The 12,761-nt window shown below is 64.4% G+C and carries 11 protein-coding genes; 5 read left to right on the top strand and 6 right to left on the bottom strand.

All coding sequences use genetic code 11. The features are described 5' to 3' along the window. Both ACOZKU_RS02045 and ACOZKU_RS02040 read right to left on the bottom strand, forming a co-directional pair. Window positions 1-1,723, bottom strand: a 1,723-nt coding sequence (locus ACOZKU_RS02045) for a methyl-accepting chemotaxis protein (RefSeq protein WP_421577451.1), incomplete at its 3' end; no start/stop codon positions are given. A gap of 132 nt (window positions 1,724-1,855) precedes the next feature. Beyond that, window positions 1,856-2,749, bottom strand: coding sequence for a DMT family transporter (locus tag ACOZKU_RS02040; RefSeq protein ID WP_421577450.1), 894 nt, complete (start codon window positions 2,747-2,749; stop codon window positions 1,856-1,858). Window positions 2,750-2,973: 224 nt separating this feature from the next. Between ACOZKU_RS02040 and ACOZKU_RS02035 the strand changes: the two genes are divergently transcribed. Beyond that, entirely contained in the window at window positions 2,974-4,269 is a 1,296-nt protein-coding gene (locus tag ACOZKU_RS02035; RefSeq protein WP_314086197.1) for an adenylosuccinate synthase, read from the top strand. A gap of 69 nt (window positions 4,270-4,338) precedes the next feature. Beyond that, the gene (locus ACOZKU_RS02030) at window positions 4,339-6,624 is read left to right on the top strand and encodes a hypothetical protein (RefSeq protein WP_421577449.1); all 2,286 of its coding nucleotides are present in this window, start codon (window positions 4,339-4,341) and stop codon (window positions 6,622-6,624) included. Window positions 6,625-6,699: 75 nt separating this feature from the next. Here the strand turns inward: ACOZKU_RS02030 and rpoH are convergent, their stop codons facing one another. Together rpoH and ACOZKU_RS02020 are read right to left on the bottom strand one after the other, a co-directional pair. Next, complete coding sequence (gene rpoH / locus ACOZKU_RS02025; protein WP_298094880.1) at window positions 6,700-7,605, bottom strand: RNA polymerase sigma factor RpoH; 906 nt, start codon at window positions 7,603-7,605, stop codon at window positions 6,700-6,702. Between the two features lie 239 nt (window positions 7,606-7,844). Continuing rightward, window positions 7,845-8,888, bottom strand: a complete 1,044-nt coding sequence (locus ACOZKU_RS02020) for an RluA family pseudouridine synthase (RefSeq protein ID WP_421577448.1) — start codon at window positions 8,886-8,888, stop codon at window positions 7,845-7,847. Window positions 8,889-8,923: 35 nt separating this feature from the next. Here ACOZKU_RS02020 and ACOZKU_RS02015 point away from each other — a divergent pair, with 35 nt between their 5' ends. Together ACOZKU_RS02015 and ACOZKU_RS02010 are read left to right on the top strand one after the other, a co-directional pair. Beyond that, a complete protein-coding gene (locus ACOZKU_RS02015; protein WP_313531527.1) occupies window positions 8,924-9,319 on the top strand; it encodes a hypothetical protein in 396 nt (131 codons plus the stop codon). Between the two features lie 6 nt (window positions 9,320-9,325). After that, a complete protein-coding gene (locus ACOZKU_RS02010) occupies window positions 9,326-10,156 on the top strand; it encodes a TrmH family RNA methyltransferase (RefSeq protein WP_421577447.1) in 831 nt (276 codons plus the stop codon). A 23-nt stretch (window positions 10,157-10,179) separates the two neighbouring features. On the opposite strand, the gene ACOZKU_RS02005 is transcribed toward ACOZKU_RS02010, so the two are convergent. Then, entirely contained in the window at window positions 10,180-11,325 is a 1,146-nt protein-coding gene (locus tag ACOZKU_RS02005; protein ID WP_421577446.1) for a hypothetical protein, read from the bottom strand. Between the two features lie 169 nt (window positions 11,326-11,494). Next, on the bottom strand, window positions 11,495-12,073 hold the full coding sequence (locus ACOZKU_RS02000; RefSeq protein WP_314086180.1) for a DUF1134 domain-containing protein: 579 nt from the start codon (window positions 12,071-12,073) through the stop codon (window positions 11,495-11,497). Window positions 12,074-12,294: 221 nt separating this feature from the next. On the opposite strand from ACOZKU_RS02000, the gene ACOZKU_RS01995 reads away from it, so the two are divergent. Further along, window positions 12,295-12,761 (top strand): histidine phosphotransferase family protein (locus ACOZKU_RS01995; protein ID WP_421577445.1); only part of this gene is annotated, 467 nt, incomplete at its 3' end.

Here is a 12,761-nt window from a genome sequence, read left to right as displayed (position 1 = left end):
GCGTCTGGCTGGCGGCGGAGGTCTCTTCCACCATGGCGGCGTTCTGCTGGGTCATCTGGTCCATCTGGTTGACGGCCGTGTTGATTTCGCGAAGACCGACGGCCTGCTCCTGTGCGGCAGTGGCAATCGAGACGATGCGGTCGTTGATCTCATTGACGCGGCGCTCGATATCGCTGAGCGACGTGCCGGTTTCCTCGACCAGCGAGACGCCGGCAGAGACCTCGGTCGACGAGGCATTGATCAGCGTTTTGATTTCCTTGGCGGCATTGGCCGAGCGCTGGGCAAGCTCGCGCACTTCCTGCGCGACGACGGCAAAGCCCTTGCCGGCTTCCCCGGCGCGCGCTGCCTCGACGCCGGCATTGAGCGCCAGCAGGTTCGTCTGGAAGGCGATGTCGTCGATGACGCCGATGATCTCGCCGATCTTAGAGGACGAGCTTTCGATGCGGCCCATTGCGTCGATGGCACTGCGCACGACTTCGCTGGACTTTGCAGCGCCCGCACGGGCGTCGGAGACCATGCGCTTGGCTTCCTCGGCGCGGGTGGTGGAGTTCTGTACGGCGGCGGTGATCTCGTCGAGGGCGGCGGCGGTTTCCTCCAGCGAGGCGGCCTGCTGCTCGGTGCGCTGCGAGAGGTCGTTGGCCGCGCGGCTGATCTCGCCGGCGCTGCCGTTGACCACGGCGGTGGATTCGGCAATCGCCGCGATGGTGGATTTCAGCGATGCAACGGCGCCGTTGAAGTCGCGGCGCAGCTTCTCGTATTCGGCGCCGAGTTCCGGAACGGAGACGGTGAGGTCGCCCTGGGCAAGGCGCTCCAGCGCGGACCCGATCGTATCGACGACACGCGACTGGCCGCGCGCGACGGAGGCCTGGCGCTCCTCATTGGTGTTGCGCTCGTCGTCGAGAATGCCCTGCTGTTCGCGCTGGCGGATTTCCAGCGCATTGCGCTCGATGACCGAGTTGCGCAGCAGCACGAGGGCGTCCGCCATGTTGCCGATCTCGTCCTTGCGGTCCGTATCCGGCACAGTCGACTGCGTCTCGTTGCGCGAGACCTCGAGCATCACGTCCTTCAGGCGATTGATCGGGCGGCTGATGGAGCGGCCGATGAGGAGGGCGGCGGCGAGCGTTGCGATGCCGGCGAGCAGGGTGATGACGACGGTGGTGGTCATCGACGTATAATATTGTGCCGCGAGGTCATCGGCGTAGACGCCGGTGCCGACGCCCCAGCCCCAGGGCTTGAAGCCCTGGATATAGGAGAATTTCTCGACGGGTTCGCTCTGGCCGGGCTTGTCCCAGACATAATCGACGAAGCCGCGGCCGGGGTTCTGGGCCAGATTGATGAGTTCGACATTGAAAGCCTTGCCGTTGGCATCCTTCAGGCCGCGAACATCCGTGCCGATGAGCTTGGCGTTCAAGGGATGGGCGATCATCGTGCCATCGAAGCCGTTGATGAAGAAATAGCCGCCTTCGCCGAAGCGCATGACCATCACGTCGGCGATCGCACGTGCCTTGGCATCGTCCACGGTCAGCGCGCCTTCGCTGGCGAGCTTCTCGTAGGAGGCGATGACGGAGATGGCGGATTCCGTGACGTTGCGCAGCATCTGGCGGCGTTCGTCGTTCACCTCCTCATTGGCGGCCTGGGTCTTGTAGATCATGGCGGCGGCCATGAAGACGAGCGCCATGGCGGTGAGAAGGTAGATACGGGTGGCGATTCGGATGTTTTTCACGGCATAAACCTGGAGAGAGCAATAGTGCGCGGACTGCACCATTAAAAATCTAAACAAGGTTTAAGAAGCCGCGTCAGTTTTAGGGAGGAAGACGCTTTAAATACAAGGATTTACCGGTGAATTCTTGTGGCGTCAGACCTTTTTCTCCTTCGGGCGGCCCCATTCGGCTATCGCGATGCCGCCCAGGACGAGGAGGAGAGCAAGGAAGTGGAAGGCGTGAATGGTCTCACCGATCAGCAATACGGACAGCAAGGTGCCGAAGACCGGGATGGCGTTGATGAAGAGCCCGGCGCGGTTGGCGCCGATCATTTCAACGCCGCGTACATAAAGTACCTGCGAGAGCAGTGACGGGAAGATCCCGGCATAGAGCACGACCATCCAGCCGGTCGTATCCGGGAAGATGGCGGCATCGCGCGACAGTTCCCAGAAGAACAGCGGAATGGCGCTCAGAAGCGCGCCGAAGGCCGGCGCGGCGATGAAGCTCTGCCAGTGCAGCGCCGGCTTCCAGCGCAGCGCGACCGTATAGGCGGCATAGACGATGCAGGCGAGCAGCATCAGCGCGTCGCCGAAATTGAACTCCAGTTCCGCCAGCGCCGAGAATTCGCCATGAGCGGCTGTTACCAGCACGCCGATGAGCGTGACGGTAAAGCCGACCACCTGGGCAATCGAGGCCTGGATGCGGAAAAGCACGAAGTTGAAGACGAAGATCAGCATGGGAATGCCGGCCTGCTCGATGACGGCATTGATGGCGCTGGTATAGCCGAGTGCCGTGTAGAGCAGCGCGTTGAAGGCGGTGAAGCCGAAGACGCCGTAAAGCAGGAGCTGGAGCCAGTGTTTGCGGATGACCGGCCAGTCGCGCTTCACCTGCGGCGTCATCAGCACGAGGATGATGGTGAGGGCCACGACCCAGCGGAACGTCGTCAGCACCATGGGGCTGACATGGCCGACCGCAATCTTGCCCGCGACCGAGTTTGCGCCCCAGAAAAGCGAGGTCACGCACAGGTAGAAATAGGCTCTCGTGTTCAAGGCGACAGGATCCGGATGGAGAAAGGGGAGAGGCGAGGTGTGCCGGCGGGTGGCCCAGATAAGGTGAAAAAGCAGACAATGTCATTCAAAAAGCGGAGGTGGGCCGTCATAACAGGGTCGCATTCCCAAAGACAACACAGTATAGATGCGCGGGTTTGTGTCAGGCGCACGCTTACGTGTGCGTAAACGGTTGCGCGTTTTCGCGCGAAAACGGGATAGGTGAAATGGCGAGTGTCGTAGTTGTCGGTTCTCAATGGGGTGACGAAGGCAAGGGCAAGATTGTCGACTGGCTTTCGGAACGGGCCGAGGTAATCGTTCGCTACCAGGGCGGCCATAATGCCGGCCATACGCTTGTCATCAACGGCGTGAGCTACAAGCTCGCTCTGCTGCCGTCCGGCCTCGTGCGCGGCAAGCTCAGTGTCATCGGCAATGGCGTGGTCGTCGATCCGCACCACTTCGTGGCGGAAGTCGAGAAGCTGCGCGCCCAGGGCGTCGCCGTTACACCCGAAGTGTTGCGCATCGCCGACAATGCCCCGCTTATCCTCTCCCTGCACCGCGACCTGGATGCGCTGCGTGAAGACGCGGCGTCGGCCACCGGCACCAAGATCGGCACCACCCGCCGCGGCATCGGCCCGGCCTATGAGGACAAGGTCGGCCGTCGCGCCATTCGCGTGATCGATCTCGCCGAGCCCGAAACACTGCGCCCGAAGATCGAGCGCCTGCTGACGCACCACAATGCGTTGCGCCGCGGCATGGGCCTGGCCGAAATCTCCGTCGAGTCGCTCGAAGAGGAGCTGACCTCGGTTGCCGGCCACATCCTGCCCTATATCGACCGCGTCTGGGATCTGCTCGACAAGCAGCGCCGCTCCGGCGCGCGTATCCTGTTCGAAGGCGCGCAGGGTGCGCTGCTCGACAACGACCACGGCACCTATCCCTTCGTGACGTCCTCCAACACCGTCGCCGGCCAGGCCGCCGCCGGTTCGGGCCTCGGCCCGACGGCGATCAATTACGTGCTCGGCATCACCAAGGCCTACACGACCCGCGTCGGCGAAGGCCCGTTCCCCTGCGAGCTGAACGACGAGATCGGCAAGCATCTGGCCACCGTTGGCCGCGAGGTCGGTGTCAACACCGGCCGTCCGCGCCGTTGCGGCTGGTTCGATGCGGTTCTGGTGCGCCAGACGGTCAAGACCAACGGCATTACCGGCATCGCGCTCACCAAGCTCGATGTTCTCGACGGCCTGGACGAGCTGAAGATCTGCGTCGGCTACAAGCTCGACGGCAAGGAGATCGACTACCTGCCGGCGAGCCAGAGCCAGCAGGCCCGCGTCGAGCCGGTTTACATCACGCTCGAAGGCTGGAAGGAATCGACGGTCGGCGCCCGCAGCTGGGCGGACCTGCCGGCCCAGGCGATCAAATATGTCCGTCAGGTCGAAGAGCTGATCGGCGCGCCGGTCGCCCTGCTTTCGACCAGCCCGGAGCGGGACGACACCATACTTGTGACGGACCCGTTTGAGGATTAATCTCAAGCCTAACACCAGTTCCGTGTCGTATTCCAATGGGATAGCGCGCGGACACCACGGAAAGTTCTGATGGCGGATTTTGTAGCAGTCATTCGAAGGGCCGTTGACGGCCTCTCGGACAACAATGCCGAGATGCGGCAGAAGGTTTACGAGAAGGCCCGCGGCGCCGTCCGCCGGCAGCTCGAATCCATGAACCCGCGCCCTTCCGATGACCTCGTGAAGCGCCAGCTCGACAAGCTCGAGGCGGCGATCAACGATGTCGAAGGTGAGCACGCCGAGGCGCTGCCCGCAGACGACCTTGCGCCGGAAACCGTTCAGGAACCCGTTGTCGAGGCCGCAGAACCGGAACCCGTGGAAACGGTGGCGGAACAGCCCGCCGCCGTTGACGAGCCGGAAGAGCAGCCCGTCGAGGCAGCCCCTGTCGCGGAAGAACCGGTGGCGCAGGCGGTTGCCGAGCCGGAGCAGCCCGAAGAAGAAAACAGGGTGGAAGAGCCGGCGGTTGAAGAGCCGGTGGCTGAAACCGTGGCCGTCGAGGAGCAGGCTCCCGAGCCCGAGCCCGAGCCCGAGCCCGAACAGGAACCGGAGCCGGTCGTGGAAACCGTGGCGGAAGAGCCTGTTGTCGAAGAGCCCGAACAGCAGCCGGCCGTCGTCGAGGCGCATGTCGAGCCTTCCTGGCAGGTTGCGGCCGAGCCGGCGGACGATTATGTGCCCTCCTGGCAGGAGCCGGAACGGCAGGACGAGGCGCGGCCTGTCGAGGCTGCCGCTGTCGTGGAGCCGGTTGCCGAAGCCTACCCGGTACACGACGAGCAGCTACCGGATGCCGCACCCGTCGCGGATGCCCGCATGCCCGCCGCGGACGCGCAATGGGACTGGAGCGATGTCGCCCCGGTCACGACCCCGGCCGACAAGCAGGAACCCGCCCTTGCCGCCGGCACCGATCCGATGGCCTGGGAATGGCCCGAGGAGAAGGCGGCACAGGCCGAAGAACCCAAGCAGGCGCAGCCCGCGCAGAAGAGCGAATGGGGCGATCTCGACGATCTCATCGGCTTTACCCCGACGGCCGGCGCTGCCGCTGCCACGGCATCCTCGTCGATGGAGCAGGCTGGCCTCACCGATGCGGCGACCAAGACGCCGGCGGTCGAAGCACGCACGCCGCAGCGCTCCTTCCGGGCCGAACCGCGCAAGTCGCGCATCAATTTCGGCGCCATCGCCGCGCTGATCGGTGTTATCGCTATCGCGGGCGGCGCGGGTGCCGGCTACTGGTTCAACCGCGATGCGGTGAATGGCTGGGTCAACGAGCGCATCGCCTCCCTGACGGCATCGTCGCCGGCCACCAAGGAAACGCCTGACGCCAAGACCGAAACCGCCGAGGGCGGCCGCAACCTGCCGGCCACCACGACGACCAACGACACGACCGCCACGGATACGCAGGCAAATGGTGCTGCGACGAAGCCGGCGACCGAGGTCGCCTCGGCCGACCAGAGCAGCGGCAAGTTCACCCAGCGCCTCCTGACGGATGGTACGGAAGTCGACGAAGGCCCGGCGGCGGCCCCCGAAGGGGTCTCGACCGAAGAGGGCAAGTCCGTTGCCGCCCAGACGCCGGAACCGGCGGAGGCGACCACCGAAACCGGCACCGACACGACCGCCGCCGGCACCACGGATGGCGCGACGCCGGCCACCGGCACCGATGGCACGACGCAGACGCCCGTGACGCCGACCGATACGGGTACGGCGACGACCACGACCACGACCACCGACACGCAGACGCCTGCCGCCACCGGCGAGCAGCCGGCGGCCATCGGCGTCGCGCAGAAGATGTTCCTCTATGAGGAGCGTCTCGGCCAGACCGCGCCGACGGCCATCGAAGGCACGGTTGCGTGGTCGAGCGCCGAGGAATCGCCGGGTGGCGATGCCAAGCCGGAGCCGGTCGTGCGCGCCCAGGTCAACGTGCCCTCCAAGGGCCTGACCGCGCTTATCACCTTCCGCCGCAACGCCGACAAGTCGTTGCCGGCGAGCCATATCGTCGAGCTAGTCTTCTCGCTGCCGGAAAATTTTGAAGGCGGCGGCATCGAAAGCGTGCAGCGCGTTGCAATGAAGCGGACCGAGCAGGACCGCGGCGATGCGTTGATCGCGGTGCCGGCGAAGATTACCGACGACTTCCACATGATCGCGCTCAACGACTTCCCCGAGGCGATCGCCAAGAACACTGAACTGCTGCGCACCCGCAGCTGGATCGACATCCCGATCACCTATCGCAACGGCCGCCGTGCGCTGATCACCCTCGACAAGGGGACGGCCGGTGCCGAGGCCTTCGACAAGGTGATGAAGGCCTGGTCGACGGCCAGCACGCAGTAAGGAAACAGGACGCAAAGAAAAGGCCCGGCAGTGATGCCGGGCCTTACTTGTTTCAGAGCTTTGCAATGCAGAGGTTTACGCGTCTTCGATGACGCGGACCGCGCGGGCCTGTTCGGCTGCGAATTTCTGCACGGCTTCCTGCACCTTCTCAAACGCGCGGACCTCGATCTGGCGGACGCGCTCGCGGCTGATGTCGAACTCGGAGGAGAGTTCTTCCAGTGTCACCGGATCCTCGGCGAGGCGGCGGGCCTCGAAGATGCGGCGTTCGCGGTCGTTCAGCACACCCATGGCGCGGGCCAGCATGGCGCGGCGCGTGTCGAGCTCGTCCTGCTCGATCAGCGTCTGCTCCTGGCTGTCATGGTCGTCGACGAGCCAATCCTGCCACTGGCCGGATTCGCCTTCGCCGGCCTTGATCGGCGCGTTCAGCGAGGCGTCGCCGGAGAGGCGGCGGTTCATCGAGACGACTTCGTCCTCGGAAACCTTGAGCTTGGTCGCGATTTCCTTGACCTGGTCGGGCTTGAGGTCGCCGTCGTCGATCGCCTGAATCTTGCTCTTCATGCGGCGCAGGTTGAAGAACAGGCGCTTCTGGTTGGCGGTCGTGCCCATCTTCACCAGCGACCACGAACGCAGGATATATTCCTGGATCGAGGCCTTGATCCACCACATGGCATAGGTCGCAAGGCGGAAGCCGCGCTCCGGATCGAACTTCTTGACGGCCTGCATCAGGCCGACATTGCCCTCGGAGACGACTTCGCCGATCGGCAGGCCGTAGCCGCGATAGCCCATGGCGATCTTCGCCACGAGGCGCAGATGGCTGGTGACGAGTTCGTGGGCGGCGGTACGGTCGCCGTGCTCTTGGTAACGCTTGGCGAGCATGTATTCCTGCTGCGGCTCAAGCATCGGAAATTTGCGGATTTCATCGAGATAGCGGTTGAGACCACCTTCTCCAGCCGTGATCGACGGCAGCGTATTGCGGGCCATTCAGCACCCCTTTCTGAGACGGCTTCCATATCGGCAAGCCTTGGTACGGAGCTTGATCCTGAAAACCGGATCCCCGTCAGCAACCATGCTCCCCATGGGGTATGGCAGCCCCACTGATCTTAAAGATAGGTGTGGCGAAACAATGTTTCAAGGCGCCGCGGGCTTCACGGCTGCGTGAAGGCGGGAGAATGAACTGGACTTTGCGGCACTCTGCTAAAGTGGGGATCAAGGCTTGAAAATCAAGGCTCCGAGGGCGCGTCGATGGAGCGGAAGGCCTCGATCAGCTTTTCCATATCCTTGGCCGGCGGGCTTTCGAAACGCATGGTCTCGCCGGTCGAGGGATGCTCGAACTGCAGCAGGAAGGCGTGCAGCGCCTGCCGGCGGAACTTGTCGACGACCCTCTTCGGGCCCTCGGGCAGGCGGTTGGCCTTGGTCTTGAAGGCGGCGCCATATTCGGGATCGCCGACCAGCGGATGGCCGATATGGGCCATATGCACGCGAATCTGGTGCGTGCGGCCGGTTTCGAGATGGCATTCGACCAGCGAGGCCAGGCTGGTGCCGTCCTCCGTCTCGCCGTAGCGTTCGATCACCTCGTAATGGGTGATGGCCTCGCGCGCGTCGTCGGCGTCCTCATTCTTTACGGCGCGCTTGGTGCGGTCATGGCCGCGGCCGAGCGGGGCGTCGATCGTGCCCTTGATCTGACGCGGGCGGCCCCAGACGATGGCCTGGTAGGCGCGCTCCAGAGGGCCGGTGCGGCCATGATCGGCGAACTGGTCGGAGAGGTGGCGATGGGCGAGGTCGTTCTTGGCGACGACCATGACGCCGCTCGTCTCCTTGTCGAGCCGGTGCACGATGCCGGGGCGGCGCACGCCGCCGATGCCCGACAGGCTTTCGCCGCAATGGTAGATCAGCGCGTTGACCAGCGTGCCCGTCCAGTTGCCGACGGCGGGATGCACGACGAGGCCGGCGGGCTTCACAAGCACGATGACGTCGTCGTCCTCGTAGAGCACGTCGAGCGGGATATCCTCGCCCTTCGGCTCGGGATCGCGCGGGGCGGGCATGGTGAATTCGATGACGTCGCCGGTGCGCACCTTGCGCTTCGGCTCGTTCAAGACCGTGCCGTTGACGACGGCAGCACCCTCCTCGATCAGCGCCTTGATGCGGCTGCGCGAGAAATCGCCGGCGAGCGTCGCGGCGAGCCATGCGTCGATGCGCCCTTCGGCATCATCCGGCACCGTCAGGACTTTCATTGTGGCGTCGGCTTCTTTAAAGGGGTCGGTCATCGTTCAATCTACTCATTGCCGGAAGGGCGTTCGCCATGTCCAATATCGAAAACGACGATCAGGAAGACAAGCCGCTCGACCCCGTCATGGAAAATGTGCGCCGCAAGATGATGCGTCTGCAGCTCGTCTCGGGCGGCATCATGTTCCTGATGTTCCTGGCGGTGCTCGCGGCCATTGTCTACAAGATCAACACGCGGGAAAGCAAGCCGGACGCCGCCCTTTCCGCCGCTTCGGGCGGGCTTGCCGTGCCGAGCGACGCGCCGGTCAAGGCGACGGCGACGCTGCCGGATGGTTTTGCGCTGTCCGCGGTGTCGAATTCGGGCGGGCAGATCCTGTTCTACGGCGTGATGCCCGATGGCGCACGCAAGGCGTTCGTCTTCGATATCGCCGCCGGCCGCACCGTCGCGGAAATCGACATCAAGGGCAACTGACAGGGCATGGCAGGCGAACCGGTCCGCATCGACGATCCCGGCGATCCGCGCATCGCGGGTTTCGTGTCGATCCGCGAGCGGGACCTGACCGGCCGCGACGGCCGCTTCATCGCCGAGGGCACGGTGGTGCTGCGCACGCTGGGCAGCGCGCAGGTCAGAGCCAACGGCTTTGCCTGTGACGCGATCCTGCTCTTGGAAAACCGGCTGGCCGGCCTTGCCGATGTGCTTTCGACCTTCGGCGACGACGTGCCGGTCTATGTCGCATCGGCTGCGGTTTTCGATGCCGTCGCCGGCTTCAACATGCATCGCGGCGTGCTGGCGCTCGGCCGCAAACCCGCAACGGAAGCCGGGACGTCGCTTCTCGGTAGGCTGCCGGAAACGAGCCTCGTGCTTGCCGGCTGCGGCCTGTCCAACCACGACAATGTCGGCTCGATCTTCCGTAATGCCGCGGCCTTCGGCGCGGATGCCGTCTTCCTCGACGAAACCTCCTGCGATCCGCTCTATCGCAAGGCGATCCGGGTTTCCGTCGGTTCGGTGCTGAGCGTGCCGTTTTCACGCGGCCTCGGCGCCCAGGCGATGCTGGAGGGGCTGGCGGCTGCCGGCTTCGAGATATGGGGGCTGTCGCCGCGCGGTGCGGTTTCGGTCGCCGCCATTCCGGCGGCGCGGCGGATCGCGCTGGTCCTGGGCACGGAAGGCGAGGGGCTGCCACAAAGCATCCTCTCCCGCTTTCATACGGCGCGCATTCCACAGAAGCCCGGCCTCGACAGCCTCAATGTCGCGACGGCGAGCGGGATTGCGCTCTATCAGATTGCGCTGGCGATGAGCCGGATCGACTGACGCCGCTCACGCTCTCCCCAGGGTCAGGCCTCGTCGCGGCCGATCTGTTCGCGCACCCGCCGGGCAAGGCTGCGGTCGTCGCCGTCGAGGCTCGGGTCGAGTGCCGCGATCAGATCATGAACCGGTGAGCTTGCGCCTTCGCGCGCGGCGGTCAGCACGATCATCTTGCTGGCGAGATCGGCCATCTCTTCGCGCAGAGCGGTATCATTGTCGCCGACCTTGGCCGCCAGCAGCCGCTCGGAAAGCGCCGTGCCCTGGCTGCGCACGTCTTCTTCCAGCGCGACGATGTCGATGGGCGGCACGGCCTTTTCGGTGCGACGCGGGGTAACCCGGCCCGGTGTCAGGGTGCGGGCAATGCCGGCAGTGCGGGCCGCTTTGGCGGCCTCCTTGTTTTCGGTGGTCAACGTCTTCACCTTGTCGCGCAGGCGGTTGATTTCCGCGATGCGCCGTTCGATTGCGTTGTCCTTGTCGGCGGCGCCGGCGAGTTCGCGCGTCAGCCGGGTCTCGAGCTGGCGCACGCGGGCTTCTTCGCGGCCGAGTCGCAGTTCCAGCGACTTCGCCTTTTCGCTGGCCGCTTTCAGGTCCTCGCGTGCCTTGTCGCGCTCGTCCTTCAGGTTACCGATACGGCTCTTCAGGTTCTCCATCGTCGTCTCCTGCGTCGCGATGTCGATCTTCATCGCATCGATATCGGACTGGAGATGGGTGATGGTGGTGTTGAGCTTGTCTATCTCGGCGAGGCGGGTGCGCAGCTCGCGATCGGCGCCGGCAAGGGCCGCTTTCAACTGCTCGCCCTTCATCTCTTCACGGCGGAAGGCTGAGCGCATGTCGCCGGCCTCGATGTTCATGTCGGCAATCTGTGCATGCAGCTCCGCATTTTCCGTGCCAATGGCGGCAGCCTGGGCGAGAAGCCTTTCGTTGCGCACCATTTCCAGCGTCCGTTTTTCGCGCTCGCGGCGCACGCTCTGGGAAAGCCGAGCGTTTTCGGCGGCAAAGGCGGCGCGCGCCATGTCCTTCTGCGCACGCACTTCCTGCGGGCTGAGCGGCATGGTGGCCTTCATGCGGGCTTCGGTGAACTTGACGATGCGTTTCTGGATCGCCGGAGCAACGAGCAGTCCGGTCAGCGTGGCGGCGAGGAAGCCAAGCGCAAAGAGGAGGGCATACTCGATCACGGATCAACTCGCTTCAAAACGGGTCCAAGCCAACGCGGCGGGTCCAAACAGGATGTCGGGCAGGGGCACTATAGCCGCTTGCCCGGATTTGCGGGAGGGGGCGCTCCCGCGAAATCAACTCTCGGTTAACCAGACGGCCAAGCCGCCCGGTTCATTCGGAAGGAGGATATCAGAAGGGATTCCAGGTCGGCTGGCGGGTGAACTTGAGATAGCCCGCATTGATGCCGAGACGGGCGCCGACGCCGGTGCGGATCGGCACGAGAACGATGTCGCGGTTGACGTTCACCTGCATGCCGAGGCCGGCGATGACATAGGCCGAGCCCGAGACGCCGCCGAAGCGGTCGTAGAGCGCGTTCACGTCGGGCAGGTTATAGACGAGCATCATCGTGCGGCTGCCCTGGCCGCCCCAATCGAGGCCGAGCGACGGGCCTTGCCAGAACACGGAATGCTGGCCGGCATTCTTGGTGTTGAGCGTGCCTTCGCCATAGGTGAGGCCCGCGACGAAGGCGCCGGAGCCCTCCTGCCCGAGAATATAGCCATTTGGCAGGCCGTAGGATTCGAACGCGCGCTCGACAAGCTTGGCAAGCCCGCCCGAGGTCTCGCCGAAGAAGCCGTGGCCGGCATCGACGATTTCCTGCATCGAATACTGGCTGGATTGCTGCGCCTGGGCAGGCACGGCAAGGAGCAACGCCACAAAAGCCGCGATTGCGAGCCTGAATGTCGTCGTGACCAGATTTGTAACAGCCATGTCCCGTTTGCCTTCCTTGATGTCTCGGCCCCGTTCCATGCTGCAATTTGATCTTATGGTCTTAACAATCGGTTTACCAAATGTGGTGTCATTATGGCTGTCTTCAAAACGAGCACGCCTCGCGCAATCATGGCGTGCTATGCGTCGCGCGCGGAATGGTCCCGCGTGCGCCTTCACACGGCGTCCCGCGATGAAAGAATGCGTGGATCCAGGAGAAATTTATGGCGAAAAACCCGAACCTCACGCTGACAGGTCCCGATCTGGCAGCGCTTCTGTGCAGCCGCGTCTGCCATGACGTCATCTCGCCGGTCGGTGCGATCAACAACGGTCTCGAACTGCTCGACGAGGGCGGCGCCGATGCCGAGGCGATGGACCTCATCCGTACCAGCGCGCTGAACGCATCCGTGCGTCTCAAATTCGCACGTCTTGCCTTCGGCGCCTCCGGCTCCGTCGGCGCGTCGATCGACACCGGCGAGGCCGAAAAGGCCGCGCGCGATTTCGCCGCCGCCGAAAAGAAGACCGAGATCACCTGGAACGGCCCGCGCGCCATCATCCCGAAGAACCGGGTGAAGCTGCTGCTCAACCTCTTCCTCGTCGCCTATGGCGCCATTCCGCGCGGCGGCTCTGTCGACGTGACGCTGGAAAACCCGGAATTCGACGCGGTCTTCAAGCTGGCCGTGAAGGGCCG

Source organism: Shinella sp. M31, assembly GCF_049199205.1.
Classification (GTDB): Bacteria; Pseudomonadota; Alphaproteobacteria; order Rhizobiales; family Rhizobiaceae; genus Shinella.
This window is presented reverse-complemented; position numbering and strand designations above follow the sequence as displayed.